This is a genomic window from Catellatospora chokoriensis (assembly GCF_011297315.1).
GTDB classification, from domain to species: Bacteria; Actinomycetota; Actinomycetes; order Mycobacteriales; family Micromonosporaceae; genus Catellatospora; species Catellatospora citrea.
In genome coordinates this window covers 47,148-64,567 of record NZ_JAAOTI010000023.1, presented here as the reverse complement: position 1 = coordinate 64,567, position 17,420 = coordinate 47,148, and the positions used below count along the sequence as shown (strand labels likewise).

Below are 17,420 nucleotides of genomic sequence, written 5' to 3'. Positions count from 1 at the left end.
CGGGCGGAGCTGCTCAGGGTCGGCGGATGCCGATCTACGGCTCGAACTTGTAACCCAGGCCGCGGACGGTGACGAGGTAACGGGGCGTGGACGGCTCCGGCTCGATCTTCGAGCGCAGCCGCTTCACGTGCACGTCCAGGGTCTTGGTGTCGCCGACGTAGTCGGCGCCCCACACCCGGTCGATCAGCTGGCCGCGGGTCAGCACCCGGCCCGCGTTGCGCAGCAGCAGTTCCAGCAGCTCGAACTCCTTGAGCGGCAGCTGCACCGGCGCGCCGTCGACGGTGACCACGTGCCGCTCCACGTCCATGCGCACCGGACCGGCGGCCAGCGTGCCGCCCGCCACCTCGACCACGTCGGTGGTCTGCCGGCGCAGCACCGCCCGAATGCGGGCGACCAGCTCGCGCGGGGAGTACGGCTTGGTCACGTAGTCGTCGGCCCCGATCTCCAGGCCGACCACCTTGTCGATCTCACTGTCCCGTGCGGTGACCATGATGATCGGCACGTGCGAGCGCTGGCGCAGCTGGCGGCACACCTCGGTGCCGGACATCTCCGGCAGCATGAGGTCGAGCAGCACGATGTCCGCGCCGGTGCGGTCGAACTCGGTGAGCGCGGCGGTGCCGGTGGCCGCGACGGACACCTCGAAACCTTCCTTGCGCAGCATGTACGACAGCGCGTCCGAGAACGACTCCTCGTCCTCGACGACCAGTACGCGGGACATCACGCCCACCTTTCGCAGTTGCCAGTCAGCCGGTCTGTGCCGGTCGTGCGGGGTTCGCAGCCGCCGCGGGGGTCGCGTCCTCGGCTGCGAGATTCACGGCGTCGGCCGCTTGGTTCAAGTCTGCCGGGGCGGAGCCGCCGGCCGGGTGCGACGGCTTCTCGGCACCGGAAACCGGTGCCGCATCGATCTCAAAGGAGGCGGGTAGCGGAAGCATCGCCTCCGGGGGTCGGGCAGGTAACCGGAGGGTGAACGTCGAGCCTCCACCCAGGCGGCTGCGCACGTCGACCCGGCCCCCGTGGTTGGTCGCGATGTGCTTGACGATGGCCAGGCCGAGACCCGTGCCACCGGTCGCGCGCGACCGCGCCTGGTCGGCCCGGTAGAACCGCTCGAACACCCGGTCCAGGTCCCCCGGCCCGATGCCGATGCCCTGGTCCGACACGCTGATGTCGACCCGGTCGCCCTCGGCCAGCGCGCTGACCACGACGGCCGAGTGCTCGTGCGAGTACGCCACGGCGTTCTCGACCAGGTTGCCCAGCGCCGTGGCGAACTGATTGTCGTTGCCGTACACGGTCAGCCCGCGGGTGCCGACGACGACCAGCTCGATGTGCTTGGCGGCGGCGTTGGTGCGGGCGCGGTCCAGCGCCTCGGCCACCACCCCGTCCACCATGACCGGCTCCGGATCGGGCAGCCGCTCGGCGCCCTGCAGCCGGGACAGCTCCAGCAGCTCCGACACCAGCCGGCCGAGCCGCGTGCTCTCCCGCTGGATGCGCTCGGCGAAGCGGCGGCTCGCCGCCACGTCCTCGGCCGCCTGGGCCGCCGCGGCCTCCGGGTCGGCCGGTTGCTCGTCCGGCGGCTCGGTGGCGTCCAGCAGCGCCTCGGCCAGCAGTTGCAGCGCGCCGATCGGGGTCTTCAGCTCATGGCTCACGTTCGCCACGAAGTCGCGGCGCACCCGCTCCACCCGGTGCGCGTCGGTGACGTCGGCCGCCTCCACGCACACCAGGCCGCCGCCCACCGCCACCGCGCGCAGGTGCACGCCCAGCGGCTGCGACTCGCCCAGCTCGCGGCCGCGCGGCAGGTCCAGCTCGACCTCACGCGGCACGCCGGTGTGGCGCACCTGCCCGGCGAGCGTACGCAGGATCGGGTGCGCGGCGATCGTGCCCGGCACGGCGCTGGCCCGCAGCATGCCCATGGCCCGCGCCGCCCGGTTGGCCAGCACGACCTGGTCGGTGCCGTCGAGCAGCACCACTCCCACCCGCAGCGCGTCCAGGCTCCTGCGGCCCAGCCCCGCCAGCGGGTCGCCGACCGGCGGCGCGCCCAGCCCCGAGGGGCCCAGCGTGTTCACGGCGCTCGTCGCGCGCCGGTGCGCCAGGTAGCGCGCCAGCAGCAGCCCCGCCGTCAGGCCCAGCACGATGCCGACGGCGATGGCCAGCATCAACGTGCCGCCGTCGAGGGGCGCTGCCAGTACCTTCACGTTGCGATCGTAGGTCAGATCTTTCGACCAACGTTCTAGTACAAATCATCTGTAAACTAGCTAAATACGGCATTGGTTGCACAGTGTTCACCGTCGCGCCCATTCCCGTTCACCGGCGTTCACCTTCCGGCCTCGCGGGCACCCTACCGTGAGGCAGACCCGACCCCCACCGTTACTGGAAGTGATCAATGCGCGAGGAGTTCCGTGCCGACCTGCTCGAGGTCGGCCGCCTGCTGGTCTCCATGGCCGAGGCGGTCCGCACCGCGATGAGCGCGGCGACAACCGCCCTGCTCAGCGCCGACAAGGAGGGCGCCGAGCGCGTCATCGCCCGTGACGAGGAGATCAACGCCCTGTTCCGCGCGGTCGAGGAGAAGGTGCTCCGGCTGCTCGCCCAGCAGGCTCCGGTCGCCTCCGACCTGCGCATGGTGATCACGTCGCTGCACATCGGCACCGACCTGGAACGCATGGGCGACCTGGCCGAGCACGTCGCCAAGTCCGCGCTGCGCCGCCACCCGGCGGTCTGCGTGCCCGCCGAGCTCACCGGGGTCTTCGGCCAGATGGCCAACATCGCGGACCGCATCGCCGGCAAGATCACGCTGGTGCTCGCGTCCCGCGACATCGAACGCGCCGCCGAGCTGGAGCGCGACGACGACGCCATGGACGAGCTGGAGAAGGCGCTGTTCGAGAAGCTGCTCAACACCGAGTGGACCCACGGCGTCGAAGCCGCCGTCGACGCCGCGCTGCTGGCCCGCTTCTACGAGCGCTACGCCGACCACGCCGTCAACGCCGGCCGCCACGTCATCTACCTGGTAACCGGCGAATCCTGACCCACCCGATCGACAACCCCTCCACACCACCGCCGCCGCCGCGAGCCCGGCCCCACCTTACGTAGACGTTGGCCTATCTGATCGAGTTCGATCTTCAAAAACTCGATCAGATAGGCCAACGTTTATTCCTTGTCGGATCCGGTCGACGCCTCCGGGGTGCGTCAGCCCCGGCGTGAGCGGTGGTTGGCAAGTATTCGCAGCACCTCGGCCCGCACGACGTCAGGTTCGCGCACGAGTCGGGTTCCGGTGTACCGAACGACCGTGTAACCGAGGGCCGCGAGCTGCGCATCCCGGCGAAGGTCGCGCTCACGGTCCGCCCGCGACGAGTGGAACGCCGCCCCGTCGAGTTCGAGGTTCAGCCCCGTCGCCTCATCCAGCATGTCGAGCACGACCGTCCGGCCGTCCAGCTTCACCGGAACCTGCCACCGGAACCTCTCGAAGGCCCGCCCAAGAAAGACCCGGTCGTATCCCCACAGCTCCAACGGGCTTCGGCAGCCGGCCGCCAACCGATCGACCAATCGGACGAGGTGCCGGCGGCCGGCCAGGCGCGGTGCTCGCAGCAGTTCCTCCGACAGCCGTTGCGGCGTCGTCATCCGCTCGGCCACCGCGGTGATGGCCGGTGCACGTTTCGCGTCACCGTCCAGCAAGGGCCAGCTGTCCACGATCGCCGTCTCCAAGCGCACCACCGGCAGTCCGTTGCGCACCACCACATCAGGCGGCTCGATCATGAACCCGTCCCGGCGATGGACCCTGACCCCGGGCGCCCCTCGCAGATGTCTCGTCCCACCGGTCATGAGGTGTGTCCACGCGTCTTCCGGCACCGGCAGACCCCAGACCCGCAGCGCGGAGAGATGACTCGCGGCCGCCGGCCCAGCGGCGTAGAGCAGCGCCGCCCGCAGCACTGCGCTCTTGTCACCCACCGCCTCCGGGATCAGGAACGTGCGAGGCAGCGGCCGGAGCAGGTGTCCGGCCTGAACAGCCCACGCGAGCACGTACCGGTCGACGGCCCCGCGCGCCGTCGCACGAGTGGCGACACCGCCGCCACCGTCCATCACCTTCCGCAGACGTCGATCCATCCCGGCAGCCTGCACGGCCGACCAACGCGCCGCCTCCGACCAGCCCGCCCCCTGTGGACGACACGCACGTTATCCACAGGCCACCCCTGGCTAGCAATAGACGTTGGCCTATCTGATCGAGTTTTTGAAGATCGAACTCGATCAGATAGGCCAACGTCTATGCAAGACGGGTCGTGGGGCGGGGTCCACTGCCACCGCTGGGCGGGGGACGATCTTGTTACTTGAGCGTGGCGCCGGTCAGGCCGCTTTGGACCTGGCGGTGGAAGATGAGGTAGACGGCGAGGATGGGCAGCATGGCCAGCGTCATACCGGCGAACAGCCGCGCGAAGTCCGTCTCGTACCGCGCGTTCGTGGCCAGTTCCAGCAGCCCCTGCGTGAGCAGCCGCTTGTCCTCGTCCTTCATGATCACCGTGGGCAGGATGAACTGGTTCCACTGCCCGATCACGTTGAAGATCCCGATCCCGATCAACCCGGGCTTCGCCATCGGCATCATCACCTGGAAGAACAACCGCACGTGCCCCGCCCCGTCCACCGACGCCGCCTCCGCGATGCTCGACGGCAGCGTACGGAAGAACGCGTGCAGGAAGAACACCGTGAACGGCAGCGAGTACGCGACGTACACCAGGATCAGCCCGAGGTGCGTGCTCAACCCGATGACCTCACCGAGCCCCAGAGCATTCGCCACGTTGTCCACGGTCAGGTACAGCGGCAGGATGCCCAGGTAGATCGGCATCGTCAGCCCGGCGACGAACATCCAGTACACGGCCCGGTTCCCCCGGAACGGATACCGCGCGAGCACGTACGCCGCCATCGACCCGAGCAGCATCGTCAGCCCGACGCCGCCGATGAGAACGAGCACGGTGTTGAAGAAGAACTCCCCGATGTGGCCCTTGGTCCAGGCGCGGCCGAAGGCACCCCAGAGCCACTGGTCGGGCAGCCCCAGCGGGTCGTTGATGATCTCGGTGTCGGTCTTGAACGACTGGATGACGGCCCAGAGCAGTGGGATGGTGACCAGGGCGCCCCAGATGAACAGGAAGCCGTGCGAGAAGACGTTGAAGACGCGGCCGGTGTCGGCGGTCATCTTCGGCGCGGACTTGGCGGGCGCCGGGGCCGGGGTGGGCTCGGGCGTCGCGGGCGCGTCGGTGGTCGCGAGGTGAGACATGGTGTTGCCCCTCAGAACTCGAGCTTGTCGCGGCTGCGGGTGAGCCGCATCTGCGCGGCGGCGAAGAGCAGCGTCAGGATGGCGATGGAGACGCCCATGGCGCAGGCGAACGCGAAGGAGTCGAACCGGGAGGGCCGGAACGCGTTCGACATCATGTAGGAGCTCATCACCTGGCTGGCGTCGTTCGGTCCGCCGCCGCCGGGGCCGGGCGTCATGCCGACGACCAGGGCGTAGAAGTCGAGCGCGGCGATGCCGAGGTAGACCCAGGCGACGGAGACGTGCTCGCGCAGCAGCGGCAGGGTGACCCGGAAGAACGTCTGCACGCGGGTGGCTCCGTCGAGCGTCGCCGCCTCGAAGATGTCCTTGGGGATGGACTGCATCGCGGCCGAGAAGAGGATGAGGTAGAAGCCGACGCCGCCCCAGATCGCGATGAGGATCAGGCAGACCAGGACGACGGGCGCCTCGAAGGTGAAGTTGCCGAGGTGGATCGGCGGGAAGACGGAGTCGGACTCGGCGAGGAACAGCAGCGGCTTGTCCTTCTCGACCAGGCCGAGCTTCATCAGCAGCGAGTTGATCATGCCGCCGTCGTTGCTCTGGAACACCCGGCGCCAGATGACGGCGACGATGGCGATGGAGAGCACCTGCGGGAAGAAGAAGATGAATTTGTACACCGACGAGCCGCGCACGCCGCGCACGCCGGCCTTGTCACCGCGCCCGCCCACGTTGAGCATGAACGCGAAGAACAGCGCGAGCAGGATGGTGACGACCGGGAAGACCGTCAGCACCACGACGTTGTGGCCGAGCGCCCGCAGGAACACCTCGTCGGAGAACAGCTCCACGTAGTTGCCGAATCCGACATACGAGTAGTCCGGGCTGAAGCCGGAGAAGTCGGTGACGGAGTAGTACGCCGTCTGCCCGTACGGGTACAGGACGTACACCGCATACAGAACTATGGGGGCGACGAGGAACCCAAAGATGAAGCGGGCTCTGCCGAACGACATGGTCGGAAGTCCTTTGCTGGCCACGACAGGAGGGTGGGGCGGGACCGGTGAGCCGGCCCCGCCCGTGCGCGATCAGGAAGCCTTCTGCTTCACGATCTTGTCGTCCTTCGCCACCTCGTCGGCGGCCTTCTGCACGGCGGCCTGGAACGCGGCCGGGGTGCTCTTGCCGGCGGCCAGGTCGGTCGCGGCTGCGAACACCGCGTTCTGCAGCGGGACGTACCAGCCGGCGTAGCGCCAGTTGATGACCTCCGGAGCCGCGGCGGCGACCTTGGAGGCCGACGACAGGGCGCTGGAGATGGTGAGGCCGTCGGCCGCACCCTTCACCACGGGCAGCGACTTGGTGAGCTCGGCGAACTTGCGAGCCTGCTCCTTGCCCAGCATCATGCGCAGGAACTCCTGGCCACCGGCCGGGTTCTTGGCCTTGGTGGGGACGACGAAGCCCTCACCGGGAGCCGCGTGCACGGTGCCGTACTTGGCCTTGTCCGAGGAGGACAGGTCCCACGGCGGCGCGACGGCCAGCTTGACCGTCGCCGGCAGGGTCTTGGCCATCTCGCCCTCGAGCCAGGAACCGCACCAGATGAACAGCGCCTTGCCGTCGATGACGGCCTGCTGGGTGGTGGTGTGGTCCAGGCCGGACGCGCCCGCCTGGATCCAGCCCTTGCTCGCCATCTCGGCGATGCGCTCGGCGGCGACCTTGACCGCGTCCTGCTTCCACGCGTCGGGCTCGAGGTTGTCGATCTTGAGGATCGCCTCCTTGCCACCGACCTTGTAGATCCACTCCGTGATCACGTTGTGGATGTACCAGGGGTGGATGCCCTGGAAGGTGTAGGCCGCGATGCCCTTCTTCTTGGCCGCCTCGGCCAGGGTGGCGAACTCCTCCCAGGTCTTCGGGACGGTCCACCCCTCCTTCTGGAACAGCGCCTCGTCGTACCAGTGGCCGTAGATCGAGTAGGCGTAGTTCAGCGTGTACATCTTGCCGTTGAACGTGCCCTCCTCCACGACGCCGGCGACGAGGGTGTCGCGCACCTTGGTGTTCGGGTCGTCGTAGCTCGGCGCGTCCAGCAGCGCGGTCAGGTCGACCAGCTGGCCGCCCTGCACGACCGGGCCCACCGGGATGGTCTCCGGCGACGAGTTGTTCAGCACGTCCGGCGGGTTGCCGCCGTAGAAGCGCGGCTGGTAGTCGGTGAGGATGGTCTTCGAGAACTTCAGGTCGACCTTGCTGCCCGGCCACTTCGCCTCGTAGGCAGCCACGTCGAACTTGGCGTAGTCCTCGCCGAAGCCGCCGTTGAAGAACACCGTCTCCAGCGGCTGCTTGTCACCGACGCCGAACGGGTTGGCAGTGGTCTTCTCGCCGGTGGTGCCACCCTCGCCGTCCTCGCTGGCGCACGCGGCCAGGGCGCTGATGGCGGGGGCGGCGAGCAGACCGACGGCAGCGGCCCGGCGCAACACGGTGCGGCGGTTCAGCTCCGACGGGCTGTCGGGGGTTACGGTCATGACAATCTCCTCGTACGAGATATCGCGGCGCGTCGGGCCCATCCGGCGCGTCGCTGCACTTCGATCTGGTGTTGCGCTTCCCCGGGGGTGCAGGGATTCGTCACGCCGCGGGGCGTGACCAGATGCCGCAGCGGTGCGTCGCTTGACGTCGCCGCGTCTACCGGCACAGATGCGCCGGAGTCTGTGGCACGGCCCGAAGCCGTGCGGGTGGGGACCGCCGTGAGGGTGGACATCGCTCACACCACCTCCCGGAGGCGGTGGCCCGCGACCGCCTGGGCGGTGCGCTGGAACGCCGCGTGCGCACGCTCGTGGGTGCGCTGCGCGACGGCGATGTACAGCAGGTCGAGCACGACCAGCTGCGGGTGGCGGGCCGAGAGCGAGTCCGGCCGGAACGTGGTGGCCTGCGTGGCCGTGGTCAGCACGACGTCGGCGACGTCGGCCAGCGGCGAGCGCGGGAAGCTGGTGAGCGCGACCGTGATCGCGCCGCGGCTGCCGGCCTCGGCGACCATCTCGATGGTCTCCCGGGTCTGGCCGGAGTGCGAGATGCCCAGCGCGACGTCCCCGGCGCTGAGCAGCGCGGCGCTGGCCAGTCCGTTGTGCACGTCGGGCCAGGACCAGGCGGCGATCCCGATGCGGTGCAGGGAGAACTGCATCTCCGCGCCGACCAGCGCGGAGCCGGAGGCGCCGTAGATGTCGACGCGCTCGGCCGCGGCGATGGCGTCGGCGGCGCGCTCGACCTCGACCAGGTCGGTCATCGCGGCGGTGTCCTGCATGGCCCGGGTGTCGGCGGCCATGATCTGGCCGAGCACGCGCTCCAGCGGGTCGCCGGGCTCGATCTCGCGGCCGATGTCGACGAGCCAGCCCGCGGAGCGGGCCGCGCGGCCGGTCTCACCCGCGATCGCCAACCGCAGGTCGGCGTATCCCTCGAAGCCGACCGCCCGGCAGAACCGGGTGATGGTGGCGGGCGAGGTGTGCGAGCGCTCGGCGAGTTCCACGATGGTCGCCCGCGCAGCGCCGGAGGGGTCGGTCAGCACCTGCTCGGCGACGCGCCGCAGGGCGCCCGTGAACTCCGGGAGCTTGGCACGCAAACGGGCGAGCACGCTGTCCGTGCCTGCCGTCGAGTACGCGCCTCGTTCCACGTTCGTCAACCTCTTTTAGGAAGGAGTGTTAACTGTATGTGGAAAGAATTCTTACTTAATTTGGCGCTGTGTCAACAGTCACGTCGGCCGTTTTCAAACCGTTACTTTGCGACATCCTTCGATGAGCTGAGCCCCTCATCAGCCATTCGGTGGAGTCGATGTCACCCGGTTATCACAGCACAGCGGCTCACTCCAGTGATGCGCCGCGATCCGGTGCGGGTCAGGCGAAAGCGGGCTCGACCGTCGCTTGTGGGGTGATTTCCGCATCGCGGATCGATGCCGCCCTCGCCTCGCGCCGGCGGGCCGTCCACAGGTGACCCGCCGCGCCGAGCAGACCCAGCGCGCCGCACGCGAGCCAGTGCCACGCGCCCAGGTGCTGCAGGCTCCAGCCGCCCACCGACGGCGCGACGAAACCCGCCGCCGGGAACACGAGGAAGAAGACACCCTGGTAGCGGCCGCGCAGCGCGGTCGGGGCGAGCTCGGCGATGATCGAGGCGTTCGGCGGCGCGGCCAGCATCTGGCCGACCGTCCACACCGACGCCGCGGCCACGTACACCCAGAGCCGGTCGGCCAGGAACACCGTGCTGTAGCCGAGCGCCAGCAGCGTGAACGCCGCCGCCAGCACGACCGCGTGGCGGCGCGCGCCGATCAGCCGGGGCACGAACAGCTGCCCCACCACGATCATCGCCCCGCCGAGCGAGACGACCAGGCCGTACGCCGACGGCCGCAGCCCGTCGCCCTCCATCGCCAGCTGCAGGATCGACTGGCCCTGCACGGTGAGCAGGGCCAGCACGAAGGTCAGCCCGACGAAGGTCAGGAACACCCGGTCCCGCAGCACGACGGGCAGCCCGCCCCGCTCGCCGGGCGCCGGAGCCGCTGCGGGCCCGCGGCGCCGCAGGGTCTCCGGCACGAGCCGCCAGACCAGCACCGCGGTCACCGCCGTCATGCCCGCGTCGATGAGGAACAGGGCGAGGAAGCTGAACTCCGCGATCACGCCCGCCAGCGCGGCGGCGATCGCGCTGCCCATGTTGAACGCCCAGAACTGCAGGTTGAAGGCGCGGGAGCGGTCGGCCTCGGGCAGCACGTCGACGATCGCGGCGACGGTGGCCGGGCCGGGCAGCGAGTGCGCCAGCCCGACGGCGGCGGCCAGCACCGCGATGAGCCAGATCGGCCGGGCCAGGCCGAGCCCGACCATCAGCGCCGCCGCCGTGCTGGTGCCCGCGAGGTACGTCGCCTTGCGCCCCCAGCGGTCGGCCAGCACCCCGCCGAGCAGCGTGCCACCCGCGCCACCGGCCCCGTACGCGCCGACCACGAGGCCGGCGACGGCGACCGACGCGCCGCGCGCGGTGGTCAGGTAGATCGGCAGCAGCAGCATGCCGAACGCGCCCACCCGGTTCACCAGCATCGCCGAGAAGAGCATCCAGAAGGTACGCGGCAGCCCGGCCACCGACTCCCGAACGAACCGCATACCTGTCCTCACGCAGCCTGTAGTGCTTCGGCCCGGCGCTCGCGGGCCGGGCCCGACCAGAGCTGACCGGCCGCCGCGACGATAGCGATCACGCCGCAGCCCAGCCACAGCGCCTCGTCGCCGAGGTGCTGCTGCACGTATCCGCCCAGCACCGGCGCGGCGAACCCGGCCACCGACCAGGACAGCGACATCACCCCCTGGTAACGACCGCGCAGCGCGGCCGGGGACAGCGCCGCGGTCAGCGTCGAGTTGGAGGGCGAGTTCAGCATCTCGCCGACCGTCCAGATCAGCACGGTCAGCGCGTAGAACGCGGCCGAGTCGGCGAACGCGGTCAGCCCGAAGCCGAGCCCGACGATCAGCGCCGCCACGGCGAGCACGCGCGAGCGGTCGTACGACTTGATCAGTTTGGGGACGAACAGCTGCCCGGCCACGATGAGCACCCCGTTGAGCGCGATGACCAGGCCGTACTGCTGCGCCGGGATGCCGTCGCCGGTCATCGCGATGGGCAGCGTGGACAGGTGCTGCATGAAGACGAACGAGATCAGCAGGTTCACCGCGACGAAGCCGAGGAAGACCCGGTCGCGCAGCACTGTGCCGATACCCGCCCGCTCGACCGGCGCGTGCGGCGCGACGGCGGGCCGCTCCCGGTGCGGCTCGCGCACCTTGAGCAGGATGAACAGGAACGGTGCGAGCGCCGTCCCCGCGTCCACCAGGAAGATCAGCTTGGGGTCGGCCGCGGCGGCCAGCCCGGCCAGCGTCGCCGCCACGGCGAAGCCCACGTTGACGGCCCAGTAGTTGAGCGTGAACGCGCGCAGCCGGTCCTTCGCGGGCACCACGTCGACCATCAACGCCTGGAACGCCGGCCGCGAGGCCTCGCCGACCAGGCCGAACAGGAACGTCAGCGGCGCGATCACCCAGAAGCCCTGGGCGAAGGCCAGCGACACGAGCAGCACCACGCCGCCCAGGTGCGCGACGAGCAGGGTGATCCGCCGCCCGATCCGGTCGGCGGCCACGCCGCCCGCCATGGTGCCGATCGCACCGCCCGCCGCCCACAGGCCCAGCACCAGACCGGCCTGCGACGGGGTGAAACCCTGCACCCGGGTCAGATAGATGGTCAGGTAGACGATGACGAAGCCGCCGGCCCGGTTGATCAGCGAACCGGTCCACAGGTACCAGTACGTCGCGGGCAGCCCGCCGACCGTCTCCGCGAACCAGCGCCGCGCGCCGCCCCGGTCGCCCGGCCCGGGTCCGGCCGAGCCGGTCGCCACCGGGACCGCGTCGGCCGGGCCGGTGGCCGGGCGGGAAGCCTCAAGCCGCGACGGGGGCAAGGTCTGCTCCTTCCACGACGGGCTTGGGCTCGGTCAGCGCACGGGCGCGGCGCTCGCGCACCGGGCCGCTGAGCAGCTGGCCGATCGCGACGACGACGCCGAGCGCGGCCAGCACCAGCCACAGCGTGGCGGGCGGGGCGTACTGCAGCAGCGCGCCGCCGGCAACCGGGGCGACGAAGTTGGCCGCGGTGAAGCCCATCGAGGCGACACCCTGGTAGCGCCCCCGCATCGCGGGCTGGGACAGGTCGGCGATCAGCGTGCCGTTGACCGGCGCGTTCAGCATCTCGCCCGCGGTCCACACCACGACGGTCAGCATCAGCAGGGGCACCGTGCCGGCGATCGCGGTCGCGCCCATGCCGACGCCGACGAGCAGCGCCGCCAGCGCCAGCACCCGGCTGCGGTTGCGTCCCGCCAGCAGCTTGGGCACGAACAGCTGGAAAGCGACGATCATGATGCCGTTGACGGCGATGACCGTGCCGTAGTCGGCCGCGTCCATGCCCCGCTGGTGCATCGCGATCGGGATCAGCTTGCAGGACTCGATGATGATCCACAGACCGAGGTTGAGCAGCACGAACATCATGAAGACCCGGTCGCGCAGCACCGTGACGATGCTGCCCTCGACCGGCACGCGGACGGCCGCGGACCGCGCCGGAGCGGAGCCTGCCGGGCTGGGCACGACGGCCCTCGGCTGGGTCTCCGGCACCCGCCAGAACACGATCGCCGCCATGATCAGCTGCGCGGTCGCGTTGAGCAGGAACACGGTCAGGTGCGGGGTGCGCGCCAGCACGCCGGCCAGCACCGCGGCGCAGGAGAAGCCCAGGTTGATGGCCCAGTAGTTGAGGTTCATGCCGCGCATGCGCAGGCTGGGGCCGAGCACGTCGACCATGGTCGCGGAGAAGGCGGGGCGGCCCAGCCCGTTCCAGAAGCCGTACACGGCAGCCAGCAGCGCGACCGCGACCGGCTGGAACACGAAGCCGAGCACCACTGCCGTCGCCGCGAGCGCGACGTTGGACAGCAGCAGCGAGGAACGGCGGCCCCAGCGGTCGGCCAGCACCCCGCCGGCCAGCGAGCCCAGCGCCATGCCGCCGCCGAACAAGCCGAGCACGAGACCGGCGAAGGTCGGCGAGAAGCCGTACTCGACCACCATGTGGATCTCGAGGTACAGCATCACGAACGCGCCGGTCCGGTTGATCAAGGTGCCGGTCCACAGATACCAGAAGATCTTCGGCAATCCGCCTGCCGTCTGCGCCAACCAGCCCCGCAACACGCACCCCTGTAATGCTCGTAAACCATCTGGTGCCTTACAACCTATGGCGCGGGTACGACGAAAGTCACCTCGGATTTCACGTGGTGGTCGTCACGTGGGGCTGGTCACAGGGCCTTGACTGCCATCGGGAAAGATGGCGGGCATGGTTGGAACACTGGTGCTGCTGCGGCACGGCTACAGCGAATGGAACGCCAAGAACCTCTTCACCGGCTGGGTCGACGTGGACCTGAACGCCCAGGGCGAGGCCGAGGCGCGCCGCGGCGGCGAGCTGCTCAAGGAACACGGACTGCTGCCCGACGTGGTGCACACCAGCGTGCTGCGGCGCGCCATCCGTACCAGCGAGATCGCGCTCAACACGGCGGACCGGTCCTGGATCCCGGTGTCGCGCAGCTGGCGGCTCAACGAGCGCCACTACGGCGCGCTGCAGGGCAAGGACAAGAAGCAGACCCTCGACACGTACGGCGAGGAGCAGTTCATGCTCTGGCGCCGCTCGTACGACACCCCGCCCCCGCCGATCGCCGACGACGACGAGTTCTCGCAGGTGGGTGACGCCCGTTACGCACTGCTGCCGGACGAGCTGAAGCCGCGCACGGAGTGCCTCAAGGACGTCGTGGGCCGGATGCTGCCGTACTGGTACGACGCGATCATCCCGGACCTGCGCGCGGGCCGCACGGTGCTCGTGGTGGCGCACGGCAACTCGCTGCGCGCCCTGGTCAAGCACCTGGACGGCATCTCCGACGAGGCGATCGCCGCCCTCAACATCCCGACCGGCATCCCCCTGCGCTACGACCTGGACGAGAACCTGCGCCCCACCGTCAAGGGCGGCACCTACCTCGACCCCGCCGCGGCCGCCGAAGCCGCCGCCGCCGTCGCCAACCAGGGCCGCTGACGCGCCGCTCTTGCTTGATCGTCGAACTTGCCTGGCACATGGGCGTATCAGTGCGCAAGATACGCACAGGTGCCAGGCAAGTCGGGCGATCTTGGGTGGCCCGGCGGCGGGTGGTAGGGGCTGGACATGCCGGTGACCGGCGGCGACGCTCACCCCCGTTAGCGTCGCCGGCCGGCCGACCGGTCTCAGGTGGCGGCCGTCCCCCAACGGCGTGGTGCCACCCATCCCCCGGCGCATCCGCTCGGCGCCACAACCGATAAATGATCGGCTGGGCCATCCCCCGGGTTTCATCGAGCGATGCGCTTGAAAGAGACGCTACGCCGCTGGTCAAGGGGCCGTCCAGTCATTTGCGAATCTCTTTCGTAACACTTCGTAACGACTACCTCTACGATGAGCTACCGTCTCCCAGCTTTCTGATCAACTCCAGCCGGGTCCGCACCCCGAGCTTGCGGTAGATGCTGGCCAGGTGGGTCTCCACGGTCCGCTCGCCGAGGACCAGCCCGCTCGCGATCTCCTTCGCGGGCGCTCCGCGCAGGGCCCACGCCAGCACCTCGCGCTCCCGCGCGGTCAGCCCGCCGGGCCCGGTGTCCGGGACCGACCAGGCCCGCAGCGCCCGATCGGCGACCTCCGCCGCGGCCGGATCGACGAGCTGCCCCGCGGCCATGGCCCGGTCGGCCGCCGCCGGATCGGGGCGGCCGCGCAGGGCGGCCAACTCCGCCACGGCCCGCAGCGCGTACCAGCGCACCAGCGCCGTGGGACGCCCCTCCCCCAGTGCCGCCGTCTGCGCCAGCAGCGCCATGGCACGGCTCTTCTCGCCCCGCCGCACCGCGTCGGCCGCCGCCAGGTCGTACGCCCGAGCCTGCAGCTCCGCGTCGCCCAGCGCGGCGGCCTCCCGTACCACCTGGTCCAGCTGACCGCCCGCGGCCAGCAGCGCCTCCGCCACGGCCCGCGGGTCGCCACCGGCGCGGGCCAGATCCAGCGCCCGCTCGGCCAGCTCGGCTTGCCCCAGCTCGTCGGCCAGCCGCGCCATGAGCCGCGCAGCGGCCGAGTGCTGCTCCGGCGGCAGCCCCGTGGCGGGCAGCGCCGCGCAGGCGTCCCGCAACGCGGCCGCCCGCACCGGATCGACCGGCACGAGACCGGCCCCGGCCAGGGCACCGGCACTCGGGCGGGAGCCCAGCCCCAGCGCGGCGGCGGCGATCAGGCCGAGGTCCCCGGCGCGCAGGCCCAGCCGCAGCGCGCCGGTCAGCGACGCCCGGCCCGCCTCACGGGCCGCCGAGCTGCCCGCACCGCGCAGCCGGGCCGCGCCGGAGGCGGCGAGCAGCCGCCCGGCCTGCGCCGGCGTCCACCCGGCCCGCCCGGCGAACAGCGCGGCCTGCGCGAAATAGCCTGCGGCCAGCTCGTAGACGCCCTCCTCGTCGGCGGCGGCCGCCGCGGTGGCCGACGCGGCGACCGCGGCGTCCAGGCGCGCGGCGCCGCCCAGCGCCGCCGCCTCGGCGGTGTGGTGCGCCAGCTCCGGCAGGGTCGCCGCGCGCGTCCCGCCGAGCGCGCCCAGCCGGGCCAGCACCCCGGCGACCCGCTCGTGCAGCGCCGCGCGGGAACGCGCGCCGAGCGTGTCGTAGCAGACCTCGCGGTCCAGCGCGCGCACGAAGCCGTACACCTGGGGGCCCTGCTCGCGGACCAGCCCGGCCGCGGCGGCGTCGTCCAGCCCGCTCAGCACGTCCAGGTCGGGACATACCCCCTCCAGGATGGACAGGTCGAACTCGCGCCCGATCACGGCGGCGGCGGTCACCGTCTCGCGCGCACCCGGCTCCAGCGACCGCAGCGCCGCGCGCACCGGCTCGGCCAGTTCCTCGGGCCAGCGCAGCGGCACCCGGTACAGCCCGTCGCCGTCGCCGTCGACCTGATCGGCGATCGCCGCCAGCACTGTCGGGTCCGCGTCCGTACGCCGCAGCAGCTGCTCCACGAGACGGGGCGCAGGTGCCCGGCCGATGCGTTCCCGCAGCAGCTCGGTGGCCTGACGACGATCCACGACGCCTCCCCTCTCCGGGTCGGTACGCAGCACCCCCGATGCAGAAGTTACGTACTCGCCGCGATGTGCGCAGTCCCCTAGCGGACCTAGCGTGAAGTCACTTCGCAACGCCCTCGCACCAACGCCCCCGCACGAACGTCCTCCCATCGAAAGGGAGCCTCCGATGTCCCAGTTCCGCGATCTCATCGCCAGGATGGCGGTGGACCCGGAGTTCGCCCGGCACGCACGGGCCAATCCGGACGCCGTCGCCGCCCAGTACGGCCTCACCCCCGACGAGACCGACCAGCTGCGCGGCCTCGCCGACGCCTCGGCAGGCGCCGGGCCCACCGCCCTGGGCGTGCGCCTGTCCAAGTCCGGCATCGGCACCGGCGGCCTCGGCAGCCTGATCTCCCCCGCCGACCTGGCCCCACAGCTGCCGGACCTGCCGGACGTGCCCGACGACGAGCCGACGGCGCCGCTGCCGCCCGCCGACCTGACCCCGGTCGAGGTGGCGCCGATCCACCTCACGCCCGCCGACCTCACGCCGGACGCCGAGGAGCCGCCGCCCCCGCCGCCGCTCCCACTGCCCGAGGAGCCGTTGCCCCCGCCGCCGCTGCCGCTGCCCGAGGTCGGCCTGCACCTGCCGGACCTCGACCTGGTGCCGCTGGACCCGGACCCCGAGCCCGTGGTCCCGCCGATCATCCACCTGCCCCCGGACTTCCAGCTGCCCCCGGACCTCGACCTGCCGCCCCTGGAACCGGACCCGGACCCGATCGTGCCGCCGATCATCCACCTGCCCCCGGACTTCCAGCTACCGCCGGACCTCGACCTGCCGCCGCTGACCCCGGATCCCGACCCGGGCCCGTGGATCCCGCCGATCCACCTGCCCCCGGACTTCGACTTCCCGCCGCTCGACCCCGACCCCGAGCCCGAACCGCCGGGCCCGTGGATCCCGCCGATCCATCTGCCGCCGGACCTCGACCTGTTCCCGCTCGACCCGGACCCGGACCCCGAGCCGGCCGAGCCTGCGGAACCGGCCGAGCCCGCGGAGCCCGCCGAGCCCGCGGAACCCGCGGAGCCTGCCGAGCCCGCGGAGCCCGCACCGCCGCCGCCGGCCCCTGGGCCCGCTCCGGCTCCCGACCCGGCTCCGGCACCGCCCGCACCGGCCCCTGCGCCGGCCGCGGACCCGGTGGTCGCGCCGGTTGAGGACGCCGGCCCGGTCGTCGTGGTCGTGCAGTCCGGCGACCCGACCGCGCCCGCTCCCGGCACGGACCCGGCCCAGGCCGGTGCCGCCCAGGCGGACGCCGTCCAGGCCGACCTGGCCGCCGCGAGCGAGAGCTCGGACGGCATCGGCGCCGAGGAGCTGATCATCGGCGGAGCCGGCCTGGCCGCGGGTGCGGTCGCGGGCGGCGTCGCCGGCGCGGTGGCGGGCAAGGCCTTCAAGTCCGGCGAGGACGGGACCGAAGCCACCGCGACGGCCTGACCGTCCGCACCAGACACCGGGCAGCAGGGGTGTGCGCCCCCGTCGCACCTCTGCTGCCCGGGCACATCGGCCGCCCACCCATCGACGAA

The 17,420-nt window shown here is 71.4% G+C and carries 13 protein-coding genes and 1 pseudogene; 3 read left to right on the top strand and 11 right to left on the bottom strand.

From position 1 onward, the window contains the following. Positions 1 to 34: 34 nt before the first annotated feature. Positions 35 to 718, bottom strand: coding sequence for a response regulator transcription factor (locus HAV39_RS29505; protein WP_120317276.1), 684 nt, complete (start codon positions 716 to 718; stop codon positions 35 to 37). A gap of 172 nt (positions 719 to 890) precedes the next feature. Continuing rightward, positions 891 to 2,150, bottom strand: a pseudogene (locus tag HAV39_RS29500) (sensor histidine kinase); the annotation flags it as partial. Positions 2,151 to 2,377: 227 nt separating this feature from the next. Here HAV39_RS29500 and phoU point away from each other — a divergent pair. Next, entirely contained in the window at positions 2,378 to 3,016 is a 639-nt protein-coding gene (gene phoU, locus HAV39_RS29495) for a phosphate signaling complex protein PhoU (protein WP_191842443.1), read from the top strand. Positions 3,017 to 3,177: 161 nt separating this feature from the next. On the opposite strand, the gene HAV39_RS29490 is transcribed toward phoU, so the two are convergent. The 8 genes from HAV39_RS29490 to HAV39_RS29455 all read right to left on the bottom strand — a co-directional run bounded on the left by HAV39_RS29490 (position 3,178) and on the right by HAV39_RS29455 (position 12,951). Then, the gene (locus HAV39_RS29490) at positions 3,178 to 4,068 is read right to left on the bottom strand and encodes a DUF559 domain-containing protein (RefSeq protein ID WP_191842442.1); all 891 of its coding nucleotides are present in this window, start codon (positions 4,066 to 4,068) and stop codon (positions 3,178 to 3,180) included. Positions 4,069 to 4,309: 241 nt separating this feature from the next. Beyond that, on the bottom strand, positions 4,310 to 5,254 hold the full coding sequence (locus HAV39_RS29485) for a carbohydrate ABC transporter permease (RefSeq protein ID WP_191842441.1): 945 nt from the start codon (positions 5,252 to 5,254) through the stop codon (positions 4,310 to 4,312). Between the two features lie 11 nt (positions 5,255 to 5,265). Continuing rightward, positions 5,266 to 6,255 carry a carbohydrate ABC transporter permease gene (locus HAV39_RS29480; RefSeq protein WP_191842440.1) on the bottom strand — a complete coding sequence of 330 codons (990 nt, stop codon included), beginning with the start codon at positions 6,253 to 6,255 and terminating at the stop codon, positions 5,266 to 5,268. Positions 6,256 to 6,327: 72 nt separating this feature from the next. Further along, positions 6,328 to 7,749 carry an N-acetylglucosamine/diacetylchitobiose ABC transporter substrate-binding protein gene (ngcE, locus tag HAV39_RS29475; protein ID WP_191842439.1) on the bottom strand — a complete coding sequence of 474 codons (1,422 nt, stop codon included), beginning with the start codon at positions 7,747 to 7,749 and terminating at the stop codon, positions 6,328 to 6,330. A gap of 236 nt (positions 7,750 to 7,985) precedes the next feature. After that, entirely contained in the window at positions 7,986 to 8,888 is a 903-nt protein-coding gene (locus HAV39_RS29470) for a MurR/RpiR family transcriptional regulator (protein ID WP_191842438.1), read from the bottom strand. Positions 8,889 to 9,108: 220 nt separating this feature from the next. Beyond that, positions 9,109 to 10,356 (bottom strand): MFS transporter, encoded by a 1,248-nt coding sequence (locus HAV39_RS29465; RefSeq protein WP_239120565.1) that lies wholly within the window; start codon positions 10,354 to 10,356, stop codon positions 9,109 to 9,111. An 8-nt stretch (positions 10,357 to 10,364) separates the two neighbouring features. Further along, complete coding sequence (locus HAV39_RS29460) at positions 10,365 to 11,624, bottom strand: MDR family MFS transporter (protein WP_191842516.1); 1,260 nt, start codon at positions 11,622 to 11,624, stop codon at positions 10,365 to 10,367. Positions 11,625 to 11,664: 40 nt separating this feature from the next. Then, positions 11,665 to 12,951, bottom strand: a complete 1,287-nt coding sequence (locus tag HAV39_RS29455; RefSeq protein WP_373311748.1) for an MDR family MFS transporter — start codon at positions 12,949 to 12,951, stop codon at positions 11,665 to 11,667. 133 nt (positions 12,952 to 13,084) lie between these two features. On the opposite strand from HAV39_RS29455, the gene HAV39_RS29450 reads away from it, so the two are divergent. Further along, positions 13,085 to 13,840 carry a phosphoglyceromutase gene (locus HAV39_RS29450; protein ID WP_275413925.1) on the top strand — a complete coding sequence of 252 codons (756 nt, stop codon included), beginning with the start codon at positions 13,085 to 13,087 and terminating at the stop codon, positions 13,838 to 13,840. 385 nt (positions 13,841 to 14,225) lie between these two features. Here HAV39_RS29450 and HAV39_RS29445 read toward each other — a convergent pair whose 3' ends face one another. Then, the gene (locus HAV39_RS29445; RefSeq protein WP_191842435.1) at positions 14,226 to 15,869 is read right to left on the bottom strand and encodes a helix-turn-helix transcriptional regulator; all 1,644 of its coding nucleotides are present in this window, start codon (positions 15,867 to 15,869) and stop codon (positions 14,226 to 14,228) included. 163 nt (positions 15,870 to 16,032) lie between these two features. Between HAV39_RS29445 and HAV39_RS43380 the strand changes: the two genes are divergently transcribed. Continuing rightward, positions 16,033 to 17,331 carry a hypothetical protein gene (locus HAV39_RS43380; RefSeq protein ID WP_191842434.1) on the top strand — a complete coding sequence of 433 codons (1,299 nt, stop codon included), beginning with the start codon at positions 16,033 to 16,035 and terminating at the stop codon, positions 17,329 to 17,331. The last annotated feature ends 89 nt before the right edge of the window (positions 17,332 to 17,420 follow it).

Bases quoted from the DNA above. Each gene is read 5' to 3' on its own strand.
- HAV39_RS29450 (WP_275413925.1), top strand. From the start codon at position 13,085: ATGGCGGGCATGGTTGGAACACTGGTGCTGCTGCGGCACGGCTACAGC.
- HAV39_RS29465 (WP_239120565.1), bottom strand. From the start codon at position 10,356: ATGCGGTTCGTTCGGGAGTCGGTGGCCGGGCTGCCGCGTACCTTCTGG.
- HAV39_RS29480 (WP_191842440.1), bottom strand. From the start codon at position 6,255: ATGTCGTTCGGCAGAGCCCGCTTCATCTTTGGGTTCCTCGTCGCCCCC.
- HAV39_RS29490 (WP_191842442.1), bottom strand. From the start codon at position 4,068: ATGGACGGTGGCGGCGGTGTCGCCACTCGTGCGACGGCGCGCGGGGCC.
- phoU (WP_191842443.1), top strand. From the start codon at position 2,378: ATGCGCGAGGAGTTCCGTGCCGACCTGCTCGAGGTCGGCCGCCTGCTG.
- ngcE (WP_191842439.1), bottom strand. From the start codon at position 7,749: ATGACCGTAACCCCCGACAGCCCGTCGGAGCTGAACCGCCGCACCGTG.
- HAV39_RS29485 (WP_191842441.1), bottom strand. From the start codon at position 5,254: ATGTCTCACCTCGCGACCACCGACGCGCCCGCGACGCCCGAGCCCACC.
- HAV39_RS29505 (WP_120317276.1), bottom strand. From the start codon at position 718: ATGTCCCGCGTACTGGTCGTCGAGGACGAGGAGTCGTTCTCGGACGCG.
- HAV39_RS43380 (WP_191842434.1), top strand. From the start codon at position 16,033: ATGTCCCAGTTCCGCGATCTCATCGCCAGGATGGCGGTGGACCCGGAG.